Source organism: Psychrobacter sp. FDAARGOS_221 (genome assembly GCF_002313155.2).
Taxonomy (GTDB): domain Bacteria; phylum Pseudomonadota; class Gammaproteobacteria; order Pseudomonadales; family Moraxellaceae; genus Psychrobacter.
On the sequence record NZ_NWFK02000001.1, the window covers coordinates 2,000,306 to 2,016,546 of the forward strand.

Annotated in this window: 11 protein-coding genes; 6 read left to right on the top strand and 5 right to left on the bottom strand. The window is 42.3% G+C overall.

The features are described 5' to 3' along the window. Positions 1-2,172: a M3 family metallopeptidase gene (locus A6J60_RS08400; RefSeq protein WP_096065589.1), complete on the bottom strand. Its 2,172-nt coding sequence runs from the start codon at positions 2,170-2,172 to the stop codon at positions 1-3. Between the two features lie 500 nt (positions 2,173-2,672). Between A6J60_RS08400 and A6J60_RS08405 the strand changes: the two genes are divergently transcribed. Continuing rightward, positions 2,673-3,785: a hypothetical protein gene (locus A6J60_RS08405; protein ID WP_096065590.1), complete on the top strand. Its 1,113-nt coding sequence runs from the start codon at positions 2,673-2,675 to the stop codon at positions 3,783-3,785. A gap of 308 nt (positions 3,786-4,093) precedes the next feature. Next, entirely contained in the window at positions 4,094-4,861 is a 768-nt protein-coding gene (locus A6J60_RS08410) for an endonuclease/exonuclease/phosphatase family protein (RefSeq protein WP_096065591.1), read from the top strand. A 113-nt stretch (positions 4,862-4,974) separates the two neighbouring features. Here the strand turns inward: A6J60_RS08410 and rnr are convergent, their stop codons facing one another. Both rnr and A6J60_RS08420 read right to left on the bottom strand, forming a co-directional pair. Further along, positions 4,975-7,329 carry a ribonuclease R gene (rnr, locus tag A6J60_RS08415; RefSeq protein ID WP_096065592.1) on the bottom strand — a complete coding sequence of 785 codons (2,355 nt, stop codon included), beginning with the start codon at positions 7,327-7,329 and terminating at the stop codon, positions 4,975-4,977. A gap of 647 nt (positions 7,330-7,976) precedes the next feature. Further along, on the bottom strand, positions 7,977-8,204 hold the full coding sequence (locus A6J60_RS08420) for a YdcH family protein (protein WP_096065593.1): 228 nt from the start codon (positions 8,202-8,204) through the stop codon (positions 7,977-7,979). 537 nt (positions 8,205-8,741) lie between these two features. On the opposite strand from A6J60_RS08420, the gene ahpF reads away from it, so the two are divergent. The 3 genes from ahpF to A6J60_RS08435 all read left to right on the top strand — a co-directional run bounded on the left by ahpF (position 8,742) and on the right by A6J60_RS08435 (position 13,519). Next, positions 8,742-10,322, top strand: a complete 1,581-nt coding sequence (gene ahpF, locus A6J60_RS08425; RefSeq protein ID WP_096065594.1) for an alkyl hydroperoxide reductase subunit F — start codon at positions 8,742-8,744, stop codon at positions 10,320-10,322. Between the two features lie 401 nt (positions 10,323-10,723). Continuing rightward, the gene (locus A6J60_RS08430) at positions 10,724-12,178 is read left to right on the top strand and encodes an alanine/glycine:cation symporter family protein (protein ID WP_096065595.1); all 1,455 of its coding nucleotides are present in this window, start codon (positions 10,724-10,726) and stop codon (positions 12,176-12,178) included. 219 nt (positions 12,179-12,397) lie between these two features. Further along, positions 12,398-13,519 (top strand): hypothetical protein, encoded by a 1,122-nt coding sequence (locus A6J60_RS08435; protein WP_096065596.1) that lies wholly within the window; start codon positions 12,398-12,400, stop codon positions 13,517-13,519. A gap of 171 nt (positions 13,520-13,690) precedes the next feature. Here the strand turns inward: A6J60_RS08435 and A6J60_RS08440 are convergent, their stop codons facing one another. Then, the gene (locus A6J60_RS08440; RefSeq protein WP_096065597.1) at positions 13,691-14,461 is read right to left on the bottom strand and encodes a glutathione S-transferase family protein; all 771 of its coding nucleotides are present in this window, start codon (positions 14,459-14,461) and stop codon (positions 13,691-13,693) included. Between the two features lie 203 nt (positions 14,462-14,664). Here A6J60_RS08440 and A6J60_RS08445 point away from each other — a divergent pair, with 203 nt between their 5' ends. Further along, on the top strand, positions 14,665-15,531 hold the full coding sequence (locus tag A6J60_RS08445; protein WP_096065598.1) for a LysR family transcriptional regulator: 867 nt from the start codon (positions 14,665-14,667) through the stop codon (positions 15,529-15,531). A gap of 25 nt (positions 15,532-15,556) precedes the next feature. On the opposite strand, the gene A6J60_RS08450 is transcribed toward A6J60_RS08445, so the two are convergent. Beyond that, positions 15,557-16,240: a CDGSH iron-sulfur domain-containing protein gene (locus A6J60_RS08450; RefSeq protein ID WP_096065599.1), complete on the bottom strand. Its 684-nt coding sequence runs from the start codon at positions 16,238-16,240 to the stop codon at positions 15,557-15,559. Position 16,241: the final 1 nt, after the last annotated feature.

The following is a 16,241-nucleotide window of genomic DNA, read 5'->3' on the forward strand; positions in this document are numbered from 1 at the left end:
TTAGGCCACCTCATCTGAGTCTACAAAGCCGCCATGACGTAGCAGCGCATCGATACTGGCTTCACGGCCTCTAAAGGCTTCAAAGTTAGTTTTGGCAGGTAAGCTACCTCCAACAGCTAAGATGTTATTACGGAAGTCTTGACCGGTTTGAGCGTTAAATACGCCTTCTTCTTCAAAGCGGCTAAAGGCGTCAGCTGATAACAACTCTGCCCATTTGTACGAGTAATATCCTGCTGCATAACCACCAGCGAAGATATGACTAAAGCCGTTGGCGAAGCGGTTATATTCTGGAGTTTGCATCACTGCCACATCATGACGAACTTGATCTAACGTCGCTAAAATACCAGCATAATCAGGTGCTGGTGAGTCGGCATGAATCAACAAGTCAAACAAAGCAAACTCAATCTGACGTAAGGTTTGCATGCCGCTTTGGAAGTTCTTGGCTGCTAGAAGGGCATCAAGCTGTGACTGTGGTAGTGGCTCACCGCTGTCAACATGGGCACTGATTAAGTTAATGCCTTTTGAGTCCCATGCCCAGTTTTCTAAGAACTGGCTAGGTAGCTCAACCGCATCCCACTCGACACCGTTAACGCCTGCCACGTCACTGACACTGACTTTGGTTAATAAGTGGTGCAGACCATGGCCGAACTCATGGAATAAGGTCAGTACTTCGTTGTGCGTCAATAAGCTTGGCTTGCCATTGGTAGCAGGGGTAAAGTTGCCAACCATAAAGCATACCGGCAGCTGGCGATAGGCTTCAGCGCTACTGCCGGCATACTCATAACGGGCTTGGAATCCACTCATCCATGCACCGCCACGTTTGCCTTGACGGGCGTATAGATCAAAGTAGAAACCGCCGATCAGCTGTTCTTCACCATCAGCGTTGCTATCAAATAGCTGATAAAAATGCACATCTTCATGCCACAAATCAGCCTGCTCTGTTGCTTCTACCGCACGCACACCAAACAGTTGCTGCACGATATCAAACAATCCGTCAATCACTTTAGGTAGTGGGAAGTAAGGACGAATTTCTTCCTGTGATAGCTTGAATTTGTCTTGTTTTACTTTTTCAGCTAAGTAAGCCGTATCCCAAGGTTTGATCTCATCAATACCTTGATTAGTCGCTTCTGCTTCTAATTGTGCCAAATCACGTTTGGCAGCTGGTGTCGCTTTGTCAGCCAAATTACGTAGGAAGCTTTCTACTTGCTCAGCGCTGTCTGCCATTTTGCGTGATAAAGACACTTCGGCATAGTTGTTAAAGCCAAGTAGATGCGCTTTTTGGTTACGCAAGTCCAAAATATTGGCCATGATGTCGCTGTTATCGAGCGAGTCACCTTGGCTATTTTTGTGACTATCAAGCTCTGACGCCCGTGTGACATAAGCTTTGTATAGGGTTTCGCGTAGCTTACGGTCATCGGCATGAGTCATTACCGCCAGATAAACGGGGATATCCAATGTCGCTACATAATACGGGGTCGGTAGCGCATCGACCTCTGTCTGGGTTTGTTGCTCGCTGGCTACCAGTTTGGCTTTATGCTGCTCACCTGCGGCTTGTAGCATCGCCAGTCCACTGTCGGTGATACCGGCCAGTTGTTCATCGTTTAATGGCAGCGCAAACGCTTGAGTGGCATCTAGGATATTGTCAGAGAATTTGGCCGACAAGGTCGATAGCTGACTTTGAATATCAGCATAAGTCGCTTGCTTGTCCGCAGGCAATGCGACGCCAGAAAGCTCAAAGCTTTGAATAGCAAGTTCGATGGCGCGTTTGCGAGCATTGTCTAAGCTATTAAAAAAGTCACTGTCGTTTTTGATAGTTTGATAGCGGCTATATAGTGCTTTGTTTTGACCGACACGAGTGCCAAACGCAGACAGTAAAGGCAGGATGTCGTGATGCACTTGACGGATGTCTTCATTGCTCATCACGCTATTTAGGTGTGATAGTACGCCCCAGCTACGGTCTAAATCCAAGCCGATGTGGTCAAATTCGATAATATCATTAAGCGCTGGCTGTGCTTCAGTAGGCACATCTTGTTGATCTAAGTTGTCTAGATACGCATTGCCTTTATCCAGTGCTTGAGTCACTTGCTGCTTCAGCTGTTCTGGTGTGACCTTTGAGAAGTCGACCAGATGTAAGTTGGGATCTAGCGTGGTATTGGTTTGGGTATTTTGCATAGTAAAGTCCGTTATGTTGATAGGTTTTGATTGCTGTTGATTGTTTTTATTGTTGTGAGTGTCGTGTGTTGTTGGCGCTTGTTGTTACCGATATTCAAGTTAACCATTTAGGTTATTAGGTTAACGTTTTATTTTAACGTTATTGACGCCATGTTTTTGATATTGAGTCTAAAGGCAGACATTACAAGGTAGGTGCTTAACAGAACACCTTACATTTTAACCAATATTAATAGTATTTACATAATGCAACAAGGCAGTGTCAAGACTGGGCATGGTTTTACAAAGCCCTTATGGTATTTAACCTAAGGTATTGATAATCTTAAATAAGAAATTTGATAAGCTGATCTAATAAATAGCTGATAGATAGATGAAGCACCAAATAAATAAGAAATTAAAGGATAAGTAAGAAATTAAATAAGAAATAAGGACAGCAAACAGCAATAGCTTCAAAAGAAAGTTAGTTTGTATTTAATTAACCCAATAAATAAAAGGATGTTTTTATGAAATCAGTATTAAAACAACTTCGTGATAAAGTGGCTCAACCAGCGGTCAGTATCTTTGTTACCACTCACCGCATGCACCCAGACAATGAGCAAGATCCAATTGCGTTAAAAAACCAATTAAAAGTGGCAGAAGATCGTATTGCCAATGAATACGACAAAGCCACAGCCACTACCATTCTAGAAAAAATTCATGCCGAAACAGACGCCTTAAATCACAACTATAACTTAGATACGCTGGCTATCTTCGCCAGTGCAGATGAAGTGCAAGTGCTACGCTTGCCGTTTGATGTCGAAGAGCGTGTGATTATTGATCAGCGTTTTGCTACTCGTGATCTTATTCGCGATATGGCCAGTGCGGTACACTACTATGTGGTGGTGCTTGGCCGTGATCAGGCGCGCTTGATTGAAGCGGCCAACAATCGTGTGATTAAAGAGTTTGATCAAGATGATGCGGCGCAGAAAAACATGACCGGCATCCCGTTCCCTATTGAGAACAATAGCTTGTATAAGACCAGTGATGGCAGTACGGACCGCTCAGCCAATAACGAAAACAGCTATCTAAGAGAATACTTCAACCGTGTTGATAAGAGTGTTCAAGAGCTGTGGGGCGAGCACAAAATGCCGCTAGTCATCGTAGGTGATGCGCGTAATATTAGCTATTACCAAGAAGTATGTGACCGCCCAGAGAATATCATTGGCAGCGTATCGAATGTCACAGAGCTTGAAGAGGGCAGTGCCCAACATATCGTCGATGGTGTGCAACAAGCAGTAGAAGAGTATCGTACCTCATTGCATGAAGCGGCGCTTGGTGAGATTGATAAAGCACGTGGTGCTGAGATGTTGCGTACCGATTTGCAAGACGTATATAAAGCGGCTTACCAAGGTGCTGGCGAGACCTTGTATGTGCGTAAAGGCTACATTCAGCCCGCTAAGATTGATGAAAAAGCACAGACGCTTCAGTTGGCAGATGATCCTACCGCAGAGGGTGTCACTGATGATGCAGTCGGTGCCATTATCGAGCATGTGATGCATAATGGTGGCGAAGTGGTGTTTATGCCGCAACAAATCATGGGTGATGACTTACCGATTGCCCTAGTGACTCGCTATTAAGTTAAGTGTGCTTAGTTTGAGCACATTTTAACCAATCGGTACTTTTTAATAGCGGTTTAAGTAACGGTTTCAATAGTGGCATTAGCGGTTTCCATAATATTGGAAATCGCTGGCAGGGAGCACTGATCATTTTTGGTCAGTGCTTTTTTATGTCTAATCGATTGTTTTAAAGCTTAATCACCGCAAGATAGTGCAAGACAATAAAAGACAAGCGCATGAAAAACTGTTGAGAAGTATGCTATAAATGGTTATCTTGTGCGTTATCTCCTATCAATAACAGTATGCTAATTAATGAGACGAAAAATATAATGAGTCGAAACAACAGCATTATCGTTACCAGTTATAACATCCATAAAGGCATGTCGCCATTAAATAGACAGGTTGTGACCCAAAAGATTGGTGAGGCGTTAAGACAGGCCAATCCAGATATCTTGTGTTTACAAGAGGTTCAAGGTCAGAACCTAAAACGCATGGTGAAGTACAATGAATACCCCAACCAGTCGCAGCATGAGTGGTTTGGTGAGTATTTAAACCTCGACCACAGCTATGGCAAAAACTCTGAATATGACAACGGCCATCATGGTAATGCGGTGCTAAGTCGTCATCCTTTAGACCCTAAGCACAATGTCAATATTACGGTGAATAAGCTTGAGCAGCGTGGTGTGCTACACTGTGAGGTACATCCTGAAGGCTGGGATAAGCCGGTGATTATCTTATGCGCTCATCTCAACTTACTAGAGAATGATCGACAAAAGCAGTATAACGCCATTGCCAAATACGTAAACGACAGTGAGCTGATCGATGAAGACACGCCACTGATCTTGGCAGGTGACTTTAACGATTGGAAAAAGAACTCGTGTCAGAAGCTTGCCAGTGAGTTGAACATGACTGAAGCCTTTATGGCTCAGTACAATAAGCTATTGCCGACTTTCCCCGCTAAGCTGCCAGTGCTTAGCCTAGATCGTATTTATGTTCGCAACCTCAAGGTTGAGCGTGCTTGGGTACATAAGGGCAAGCCTTGGTCGCAATTATCCGACCATTTGCCAATCAGCGCTGAGCTGTCACAACTCGATTAAATTATTTTTACTTTGAACGTTTTTACTCTAAATATAGTATTAATTATAAAAAAGAGCGGTCCTAATTAGGACCGCTCTTTTATGTGTTTAACTTTTAGTCAGTGAGTAGCCGTTTAGCTGTTAGGCTTACTCTTGGCTTTAGTATTTGGCTTGCTGCCATTATTATTGCTATTGCCATTAGATGAGCCTTTGTTACGGCTATTACGGCGGCGTGACGGCTTTTTATCACCTGAGGCCTGTTTAGCGTTATTATGCTTGCCTTTGGCGTTAGTGTTACCACCTTTGCTTTGGTTCATCGCGCTGGCTTTTAGCTTAGCAACTAACTCAAAGTCGATCTGTAGCAAGTCCATATTGACCGCAGCAACCTTGATGCGTACCAAGTCGCCAAGGCCATATAAAGCGCCCTTATCACCAATCAACTGTTGTTGCTTCTCGTCATAGACGAAGTAGTCTTTACCAACGTTTGAGATATGCACCAGACCATCAATAAACAGATCGGTTAAGTTGATGAATAAGCCAAAGCTGGTGACAGTGGTAATCACACCATCAAACTCTTCGCCTACATGATCTTTCATGTAATGACACTTCAACCAGCTTTCTACGAAGCGTGATGCTTTCTCGGCACGGCGCTCAGTATCAGAAGTTTGTTGGCCTGCTTCTTCTAATGTGAAGTCCATCTCTGGCTGTTTTTTGCCAGTGACTTTAGATTTAATGGCACGATGCAGCATCAAGTCAGGGTAGCGACGAATCGGTGAGGTAAAGTGCGAATACTCATCGTACGCCAAGCCAAAGTGACCGATATTATCGGGTGAGTAATTGGCTTGCATCATAGAGCGCAGTAGCATGCTGTGAATGCTTACCGCATCTGGACGCTCTTTGGTCGCTTCGATAAAGCGCTTATAGTCTGCTTGAGTTGGGCTTTCTTCAGGGAAGCTGATACCAAAGTTTTTCGCATATTCATGAACCATACGTGACTTCTCAGAGTCAGGCTTGTCATGGTTGCGATACAACACTGGCAGCTCTTCTTTTAACGCAAAGTTAGCGGCGCAAGTATTGGCCAATAACATCAACTCTTCAATCAGCTTATGCGAATCACCACGGGTGCGTGGCACGATGGCTTCAATACCACCTTCTTCATTAAACTTAATGTAGGTTTCTGGGGTCTCAAATTCCATCGCATTACGCTCTTCGCGCTTTTTCACCAGTACTTTGTACAGCTGATGCATGGTGTCGACAGATTTCTTGACGTCTTTATTACCAGTTAATGACTCAGGTACTTTATCGGTGTTGCCATCGAAGTAATCATTAACTTGGTTGTAGGTTAAGCGGGCTTGCGAGTGCATCACTGATGGATAGAACTCATAGCCTGTGATGTTGCCGGCACGAGACAGTTTGATGTCTGCTACCATACATAAGCGATCAACGCCTGGGTTTAATGAGCACAGACCGTTTGATAACACTTCTGGCAACATAGGTACCACATGGTGTGGGAAGTAAACCGATGTACCACGCTCAAAGGCTTCGTGATCTAGCGCAGAGTTTGGCGTGACATAATGACTGACATCAGCAATCGCAACCACCACGCGGTAGTTACCACCTGAACGTTTTTCAGCATAAACCGCGTCATCAAAGTCACGTGAGTCTTCGCCATCAATAGTAACCATTGGTAGGTCACGAATATCAGTGCGCCCTTTGATGTCTTTTTCAGTCGGCTCTTTGTAGCTGTCGGCTTGTTTTAGGACGGCAGCGCCAAATTCGCTTGGGATGTCGTAGTTAAGCAAGGTAGTTTCAATAATCACTTCGCGATCATTGTCATCGTCCATAACTTCAACGATTTTACCGGTTGCAAACTCATGCTGAGTTGGCCAGTCGATAATATCGACCTTAACCGGATAGCCAGGCTTAGCTTCTAGCGCCTTAACATTCTTTTCTGCCACAGTAATGGGCTGATGATTGTTCGGGCTAGATAGACTAACCATGTAGCCTTCATCGTCTTTTTCTAACGTACCGATAAACTGGGTTTGTTGGCGCTCAGTGACTTCAATGATGCGACCTTCTGTACGACCACGGTTGTCAGTGGTGGTGCCGATGGCATTAACGGTGTCGCCGTTAAATACCCAGCGCATTTGCTTTTCATGCAAGAATAAATCAGGCATGTCGTTTAGCACAACGAAGCCAAAGCCTTTGGCGTGTGCAGAAACGGTGCCATTGACCACATCTTGCTTGGTGACAGCACGATATTTGTAAGGACGGCCGTCACGATGGACTTGACCATCACGAGCCATGGCTTTTAAGCGATTGCCCAAGGCTTCAAACTGGTCATCACTATCAATATCAAAAGAAGAGGCCAGTTGTTTGTGAGTCAGCTCACCTTTGTCAGCCAGCGTTTGCAATATTAGCAGACGGCTTGGGATAGGGTTATCGTAATTTTGAGCTTCTAATTGTGCGTTTGGATCGTTCCAGGTCATATAATACCGTATGAGTTGTTTTATCTTAATAGTGGGGTTATGTCGTATTTAGCCGGTTCAATATTGTTTAGTCGGCTAGGTTACCGTGACTGTTTTTTCATGACTGTTGCTTTCATGATTAGTTATGCTGTCGTGACTGATTATACTGTTATCACGTGATTTATAGTTTTATCACATAACGAATAATGTTGTCTTACGTGAGCGTTTATATTTTTAACACGTCACTTATTCAGTTTTTATCTTATGTTTTAATCAATTGATTATTTAGTCAGTTACCTTTCTAGCTATATTAACATAAAAAAAGGCGAAAGAAGTATGGACTATAGTCACAGTGGTGGTTTAGCGATAGTTATTGTAAAAATAAACCGTGAGTAAATAATACAACCGAATTATAAATAGAGCATGACAATGATTGTGTCTTTCTGTGGCATTAATGAATTGTGATGTTTAGAGTTTATCTATTTGTTGACAGGCATTAAAGTAAATAAGGTGGTAATAAAGCTGAGCGAATGACATTTTTGCTATAAAACAGAGTGTATATATAATCGACACGCCTAAAACGACTAAAGCCCTAACGCAAATGGCTAGGGCTTTAGTGTACTACTTAATAGTGTCTTGCATGGTTAGTAAACCAATCTCAGCCAAGACTATTGTTCGTTGCTTTTTTCTTCTAAATAGCGACCGATCTCATCTTTTAAAGATAGTTTACGACGCTTCATTTCTTCGATTTCGTCTTCACGGCTAACAGACTTAACCACGTCATTTTCTAACTTATCGATTTCGGTATCTAATTCGTTGTGCTCATTGAACATTTTTTGGAAATGTAAGTCAGTGTTTTTAAGCTCAGTGATTAGATCGCGGTACTCATGGAACATAGTATTATCCTTATTTAGGCAGGGTTAAATAAATCAAAATAGAATAAGGGCTTAAGACTCTAAACTTATCTGCTACAAAGCAGGCATCAAAAGCCGAAGACATGTCATGATAAATGTATATGCTTAACGCACTATTATTGTTGACTTGTTAATTAAATTGTACCCAAAAACGTCGCAGAACGCTATGCCTAATAACCACTATTTTAGTGGTATTTGGTAAGTCTTATTTTAGTAGCTTTGATTTAAAATATAAAACAGATAACAACAGGTGATTTGTTTTATAAATCGCAGTATTCAGGTTTCTAAAGTTGTTATTTGGCAGCGAAGTCCCGATAATAGAGTTATAACAATAAAGGATTAGTGGCTAATGAAGGGTATCAACTCAAGCGTATCAGCGCGGCAATATGAGTAACTGATAATTGGCCAATATAAATGCAGCGCAACCCGTTTGTTCAAATCGTTTTAAAAAGTTTTTTCAAACAGTTTTCTACAAAAAGTAATTAAAATTAACGACAGACGTTATAGAGGAATTTTATCATGTTAGACCAAAGTTTATTAGATGCCGTAAAAAGCTATAGTGAAAAAATGACTCGCCCAATTAGCTTTGTACTGGGTAGCGGTGAGCATGAGAAAAGAGCAGAATTGGTTAAATTCTTAAGCCAAATTGCTGGTACAACTGACAAAATCAAGTTTGATGAGAACAACACTGACGACAGCCTGCCAAGCCCAATCAGCTTCAAGATTACCACTGAAGGCGATGACGTTAACAGTGAAACCGGTATCGTATTTAGTGGTATTCCAGGCGGTCATGAGTTTACATCACTTATCTTAGCCATCTTACAAGCCGGCGGTCACACACTGAAGCTTGATGACAGCATTCAAAAGATGGTGAAGCGTATTGGTCATCCATTACAGTTCCAAACTTACGTGTCGTTGTCATGCCACAACTGTCCAGAAGTGGTGCAGGCGCTTAACCAGTTTGCACTATTAAATGATGGCATTAGTAACGAAATGATTGACGGCGGCTTGTTCCAAGAGCAGGTAGAAGCCAACAACATTCAGGGTGTACCAGCGGTATTCCTAAACGGTAAGCCATTCTTAAACGGTAAAGTAGACACGGCGCGTATTATTGACAAGCTACAAGAGCAGTATCCTGACTTGTTGAATGCAGCAAGCGAAGAGGATGCTGAGCAGCTGGAACGTCAAGATGTGACTGTTATCGGTGGTGGTCCAGCAGGCGTTGCAGCAGCAATTTATACTGCACGTAAAGGCTTAAAAGTGACCTTGGTTGCTGACCGTATCGGTGGTCAGGTGAAAGACACGCAAAGCATTGAAAACTTAATCTCTGTGCCATTGACCACAGGTACTGAGCTGTCGGCTAACTTTGAAAAGCACTTGAATGAGTACGACATTAATATCAAAGAGCACGTCAGTGTTAAACAGTTGGATGAAACCGCAGATGAAAACTACACCATCGAGCTAAATACGGGTGAGCAGTTTGAAACGCGCAGTGTCATCTTAGCGACCGGTGCTCAGTGGCGTAAGCTAAACGTACCAGGTGAAGAAGAATATGTCGGTAGCGGTGTGGCATATTGTGCGCACTGTGACGGTCCATTCTTTAAAGGTAAAAAGATTGCTGTCGTTGGCGGTGGTAACTCAGGTGTTGAAGCCGCAATTGACTTGGCCGGTATCGTTGAACACGTTACCGTGGTTGAGTTTGCCGATGACTTAAAAGCTGACCAAGTACTGATTAATAAAGCCAAGTCGAAAGACAATATCGACTTTATTACCTCAGCGGCGACCAAAGAGATTAAAGCCACTGACGGTAAAGTAAGCTCAATACTGTATGAAGACCGCGAAACAGGCGAGACAAAAGAGCTTGATTTATCAGCGGTATTCGTACAAATCGGCTTGGTACCAAACTCAGAGTTTGTTAAAGGCTTTGTGGATGTAAACCGCTTTGGCGAGATTGAAATTGATGAAGCGTGTAAGACAGACCGTAAAGGTATCTTCGCTGCCGGTGACGTGACCACTGTGCCATTTAAGCAAATCAATATTGCCATGGGCGAGGGTTCAAAAGCGGCGCTATCAGCGTTTGAATACCTCATGATGCAGTAAGCTTTATTGTTTTATGACTCTATCGCTAGATAGCTGATAGATTAAAAGACCACTCTACTAAGTAGGGTGGTCTTTTTTTGTAAGCCTTCGTTTTTGACTATTTTATTTGAGAATATAGTTACAAGTTACCATCAAATTTTAACATCGGTCAGTTTAGTTTCATGACGCTAAGTTTTCACTATTCCTAATTTAGTATACTTTTTTTTGTATTTTGCTTTAAAATGTTAGCCCTAAACTTTTCTGCACCTGCTAAAAAACGTTAATGCACGCCGTATTTTATGGTTTAAAGCGTTAATTGTTATATTGCTTGGGTGTGTAACCTTCACTCACCTGTGATCTTCGTATTTTGCTACCCAACAGGCGGATATGACAGGGTTTACTTTAAAGGGAACAGAATAACGATGGAGCTAATTCAAGCATTTTTTACCAAAGTGGGTGACTTAACATGGGGATGGTCACTAGTCCCTATGCTTATCATTTTTGGTTTGTTATTTACAATAGTGGGAAATTTCGCACAGATTAGATATTTTAAGCGTATGTTCTCAGTCTTTCGTAGTGACGAAGCTGGCGAAGGTGGTATTACCGCCCGACAAGCATTGCTGGTATCGATTGGTGGGCGTGTCGGTGGTGGTAACATCGCTGGTGTAGCAGTCGCTATTTCACTAGGCGGTCCTGGTGCGGTATTTTGGATGTGGGTGGTAGCGCTTATTGGTATGATGACCAGTATTGTTGAGTGTAGTTTATCGCAACTATATAAGCGCAAAGACCATGAAGGTAACTTCCGTGGCGGTCCAGCAACTTATATCTTGCATGGTTTAGGTAAAGAGTATAAATGGCTAGCAGTTATTTATGCAGTGTCATTATTACTGTCATTCTCAATCGGTTTCGTGGCATTCCAGGGTAATACTGTTGCAGGCTCTGCGCTAGAAAGCTTTGGTATTGAGCGCTGGATATCAGGGCTTGTTTTAGTGATTGCTGGTGGGTTTATCGTTTTTGGTGGTATTAAACGTATCGCAAAAGCAGCAGATATAGTTATTCCAGTTATGGCGCTTATTTATCTGATAATGGCAGTGGTTATTATCATGCTCAATATCACTGAATTGCCAGCGCTAATAGTAACAATCGTCAAAAATGCTTTTGGCATTGAGTCTGTTGTTGGTGGGGGTATTGGTGTTGCCATTGAGCAAGGTATGAAACGTGGTTTATTCTCAAATGAGGCCGGTTTAGGGTCAGCACCAAACGTTGCGGCAACCGCTTATGCGACCCATCCAGTGAGCCAAGGTATTTCGCAATCTTTATCCGTATTTATTGACACTATTGTCGTGTGTAGTGCGACTGCGTTTATGATTCTATTGAGCGGTGTCTACCAGCCTGGTGTTGAAGTGGATGGTATTGTACTGGCTCAACAAGCATTAACCAGTGAGTTGGGGAATTGGTCTCAATATATCTTAACCATTTCTTTGTTATTATTTGCATTAAGCTCGATTATGTATAACTACTATATGGGCGAGAATGCGATTAACTTCTTGGTAAAAAATAACATCAAAACGGCGACTTTTGTTTTACGTGTGGTGGTGGTTGCTATTTTATTTGTCGGTGCGGTTGCGCCAACAGCAACAGAAGTATTCTTCTTTGCAGATCCACTAATGGGTGTATTGGCATTGGCCAACTTATTGGCACTGATTATGCTATTCCCACGTGCCAAACGTTTACTTGATGACTTCGCTCGTCAGTTAAAAGCGGGCGTAAAAGTTCCATTATTTGATGCGCAAGACTATGAAAAATTAGATTTGGATCTATCTGCTTGGGGTAAAGAGGCAGTATTAGAAGCCAAAGAGCTTAAGCAAAAACCTTAACTCGGGTTAATTGCTAACGTCTCACTTTTTACAATAGAGCCATCCTAGCTGTCATAACACGAGCTAAGATGGCTTTTTTGTTTTCAGTAGCCACTGCAAAATTTTCATTAGGTTGATTACTTTAGAATGCGGTATGGTTCATCAATGAATATATTGCTTTTTATCGATAAAGTAAAACAACCTGTAACATGAAACAGGTTAGGTGATAGGTGACATAAAATGAATGATATCGTTAATAATTTACTGACTCAGCTTCAGCAGCAGCCTGATAATGACCAACTGCTGGCATCTCTCGCGCTCTACTATATGCAACACCCAGCAGAGGGTGACAAAGACCTTGAGTATTTAAAAAAAGCATATCAAGCAAATCCCTCTATCGAAAACACTCACAATCTCGCCTTTTGGTCTTTTTTTGAATATGGCGCTGATGATAGTCTGAAGTTACAACAACAGGTTCTACAACTGGCCCCACACTCTTATTATCCCTATGCGGCTTATGCTCAGATGCTGATATCTAATGAGGTAACTTTTGAAGATATTCAGCCTATTTATCATTATCAGGCTGAGGATTATCAAGCGATTATAGCTGTCTCACACACTGCTTTAGAGAAGTTAGAGAGGCTCAATCAGTCTCAGTCTCAAGCAGATGGTAGTGAATTTATTTTTTATAACAACATCGCTTATGCATATGCAAAATTAGGTAACTATTTGCAAGCTTTTACTTACTTCGATAAAAGTGAAAATCACATCAAAGCATTAATAAATACCGGCAATAGCCAATATGTTGAACCGGTACTCAATGAGCATTTGTATTCGGTGTTATTAAATAAAATCCGTTTGCATATCCTAATGGGCGACAAGCAGCAGGCACTGAATTTACTAAAAGATGCCCAGGATAATGACGAGTCGTGTGCTTTAGATATGGCCAGTTTATACGCGCAGATAGGAGAGTATGATCGGGCAAGTGATTTGGTTCAAACAGAGGAGGTGCATGAGTCTTGGGGCTGGATTTGGTATGCGATTTATAACAGTGACAAACAGAAGTGGCGAGAAAGGATAGGTATCAATATTGAAGAGCAGCAAGCGGACTTATTAGAGTATCAGAATGATATGAAAGCGCTTGATGAACATCCGAATAGTCATGATTATAATGCGAAATTGATGGAGTGCCAACAAGATATTGAATATCGTCAAGTAGAGCTAGAGATGTTACAGTCCTTATTGGCAAACGACAGACAGCCCAAGCCACAAGACAACATTCTTAATGACTTGCGTGCTATGTATATTGGCTGTTTGTTGTTCGGTTGCCAATGTCATAATAACTTATTAAAGGATGCGTGAGTTACTGTTTGTCACGTAATACCAAGTGCAATGACAGGCGGCAGTGATATCAAAATGACGACCATGATCGCTACTAAAGGCACTAGCAATATTTGGTTAAATAGTCCGACTAAGAAAACTTGCCCATCCAAATTTTGGACGGGCGCAGTTGAATGAGCGGTAATACTAATTTTAATCTGCTAAAACACCTTCTACAGACAGAATCTCTCCTGTTTCATCCTCCGGCAACATAGTGGTTTCTTGTAGTGCATCCTCATGCCACTGCTTTAAATGTGGATGACTTAATATGATCTCGCAATACTGATAAGTAGTTGTTTTAAGCTGGATATTTGAAGCATTGGCATAGGATTTTAGTCGAAATACCACGGGCGCATACCAAGCATCAGCAATAGAGAAGTCGCCAAATAGATAGTTATTTGCACTGTTTTTATGAGCATCACTGTTTAAACACGTCTCAAAAATAGCTTCGATACGTTGTAAGTCTTTTAGACAGGCGGGTGTGGGTGTAATCCTTGCTGTTGCTCGAATATTTACAGCCATCACCTGACGCAACCCCATAAAGCCTGAGTGCATTTCAGTCACGATGCTCTGACAAAACGCCCGTTGCTCTTGGATAGACGACGTATCCGACTGGATTAAGCTAACTTCAGACTTCGCTCTCCCTGACCAGATATCTAAATCGGTTAAATAATCATTGGCATATAAAGCAATCGCTAAGCTATCGGTGATATTGATACTAGACTGAGTATCACCTTGATAGTCTACGAGTATAGGCACTTTGCCTGATGCAGAGTATTTGTCCAAGATGGGTTTAGAGGAGGGCTGAAATAGCTCAATTTTTTGTTCTTTAAAATAAATATTGAAAGCTTTTAACAGTAACCAAGCACGTAACGACCATGAAGAATAGTTTTTATTACCAATAATAAGAAGCGGGTGCGTCATTGATTTTCCTTTGCCGTATGAATTTATATTTGCTAAATCGGACCGTTAGTATGCTAGGTCTAGTCTGTATTTTCGAGCGCAAAAATCTGATACTACCTATAAGAAAACCCTTAATGTCACTGCGCAACAATAAGATAGAGTGTGCTAATGTAAGCGTGATGAACGAATTAAGCTAACTAATAGATTGCTAGTAAGGATAAACGTTGGAAATTGATGCATTACGCTGCTTTATCGCCGTAGTAGAAACAGGCAGTTATTCTCAGGCTGCTAAGCAAGTACACCGGAGCCAAAGTGCGGTTAGCCAAAAGATGGGTAAGCTCGCTGAACAAACTGGTAAAGTATTGTTTACGCCGGTAGGCCGATCGCTTGAGTTGACCGAAGAAGGTAAGTTTTTACTCAGTTATGCACGGCATATTATTACCTTGCATGATGATGCAATGCGGCAGATGAGCATGAGTAAACAGATCATTAGACCACTACGTTTGGGCTGCCCAGATGATTATGCAGGTAATGTTTTACCTAAAGTTATTGATCTAATACGTCGCTGTGTGCCTAATTTACCCATTCATGTGACCTGTAATAATTCAACGAATTTGCAGCAGATGCTTGCCAATGGCGATATTGATACTGCCATTGTGTCTCGATCTTCGACTAGGGAGGCTGGGCAATATCTAGAGAAAAGTGAAGGTGTTTGGGCTTTTAATGGAGATATCGAGGGGCTGCGGTCACTTTATAAAGTTACGAGAGGCGTACCTTTAGTGCTATTTGAGCAAAGCTGCGCATTTCACCATGCCGCTGTGCAAGGCTTAAGTCAGCTAAATATAAACAGTCATATTGTGTGTAGTACCAATAGCGTGGGCGCGATTAAAGGTTTAGTGATGGCAGGGCAAGGGGTTACCGTGGTAGCAGACAGTAGTTTGGGAGAGATGACAGTGCTGAATAATGAAAATAATCCACTGCCATTTAAGTTGTCCAAGTTACCCAGTGTGATTATTGAGATGGTCATAGCTGCAAACGCCCATCCAAATTTTGGACGGGCGCAGTTGAATGAGATATGCTCGAAGTATTAGTTAATTAAGCAGACTTCTTACTGTGTTACTTTTTAGCAGGTGGTACAAACCCATCTGCTTCAAAGCCCACTTTTACATGAGTACTGTCACAAAATGGCTTATGTGCTGAATGACCACAGCGGCACAGATGCACCTCAGTATCACGAGTAATAGTACGACCTGTACCGGTTACTACTTCGACATTACCGTAAATGAAGTTTGGACCATTTTTCATAGGTTCAATACGCAGCTCACCGCCACTGGCATCTTTGACTTCTGGCAATTTGATTTCAACGGATGCCGGTTCGCCAGTTGCTTCAAAGTTAATGTCTTTATGACTGCCATCGCAAAACGGCTTTTGCTTAGAGTGACCGCAGCGGCATAACACCATGCGTGTGCCATTATCCTCGCCTTGCACACTGTGCTTGGCATGGATATAAGACGGCCCATTTTCAGTGACGCGAATGGTATTCACTTTGGGTGCGGTTTCCATCGGTGTGCCATCAGGATGATACACTTGAATCGCGCCAGAAGGGCAGTTATGAGCGATTTCTAACAGCTCATCTGGAGAGGCATTTTCGGGATGAATCCATTCACCGTCGACATTGGGCACAAACACATCTGGGCGACCTAACACACAGTTGCGTGAGTGAATGCAGCGATTGCTATCAAAAGTAACCGTTGCATCGTCAGTTTTGACCACTTCTATATTGTTATTAGTATTGTCCATT

Coding starts and splice junctions, on each gene's coding strand:
- A6J60_RS08435 (WP_096065596.1), top strand. CDS start 12,398: ATGAATGATATCGTTAATAATTTACTGACTCAGCTTCAGCAGCAGCCT.
- rnr (WP_096065592.1), bottom strand. CDS start 7,329: ATGACCTGGAACGATCCAAACGCACAATTAGAAGCTCAAAATTACGAT.
- A6J60_RS08405 (WP_096065590.1), top strand. CDS start 2,673: ATGAAATCAGTATTAAAACAACTTCGTGATAAAGTGGCTCAACCAGCG.
- A6J60_RS08400 (WP_096065589.1), bottom strand. CDS start 2,172: ATGCAAAATACCCAAACCAATACCACGCTAGATCCCAACTTACATCTG.
- ahpF (WP_096065594.1), top strand. CDS start 8,742: ATGTTAGACCAAAGTTTATTAGATGCCGTAAAAAGCTATAGTGAAAAA.
- A6J60_RS08440 (WP_096065597.1), bottom strand. CDS start 14,461: ATGACGCACCCGCTTCTTATTATTGGTAATAAAAACTATTCTTCATGG.
- A6J60_RS08420 (WP_096065593.1), bottom strand. CDS start 8,204: ATGTTCCATGAGTACCGCGATCTAATCACTGAGCTTAAAAACACTGAC.
- A6J60_RS08430 (WP_096065595.1), top strand. CDS start 10,724: ATGGAGCTAATTCAAGCATTTTTTACCAAAGTGGGTGACTTAACATGG.
- A6J60_RS08450 (WP_096065599.1), bottom strand. CDS start 16,240: ATGGACAATACTAATAACAATATAGAAGTGGTCAAAACTGACGATGCA.
- A6J60_RS08410 (WP_096065591.1), top strand. CDS start 4,094: ATGAGTCGAAACAACAGCATTATCGTTACCAGTTATAACATCCATAAA.